A 434-nucleotide genomic window follows, 5' to 3' on the forward strand; every position below is an offset into this window, starting at 1 on the left:
TAAAAGAGCAAGGAAAAGAAAAAATAAAAGAAATAAACCCAGTAGGAAAAGACAAAGCCAGAGAAGAAATAGACAAAGCCTTAGCTGAAAAAGAAAAAGAAATAACAGAAAACAAAAATGCAGTAGCAGAAGAAAAACAACAGGCACTAGAGAAAGCCAAAGAAGAAGCTAAAAAAGCCAAAGAAGAAATAGAACAAGCATCATCAGATGAAGCAGTTGAAACAGCCAAAGGACAAGGAAAAGATAAAATAAACAAAGTAGCTGTAGAAACAAAAGTAAAAGCACTAGCCAAAGAAGAAATAGACAAAGCATTAGCTGAAAAAGAAAAAGAAATAAAAGCAAATTCAAAACTATCAGAAAAAGAACAAAATAAAGCACTAGAAGAAGCTAAAGAAGAAGCTAGAAAAGCCAAAGAAGAAATAGATAAATTAGAA

Annotated in this window: 1 protein-coding gene; it reads left to right on the forward strand. The window is 31.1% G+C overall.

Features of this window, described 5'->3' with window-relative positions; genetic code table 11:
- On the forward strand, positions 1 to 434 hold a 434-nt coding region (locus HMPREF1871_RS06550), incomplete at both ends, for a DUF1542 domain-containing protein (protein ID WP_198145783.1).

The organism is Gemelliphila asaccharolytica, assembly GCF_001553005.1.
GTDB classification, from domain to species: Bacteria; Bacillota; Bacilli; order Staphylococcales; family Gemellaceae; genus Gemelliphila; species Gemelliphila asaccharolytica.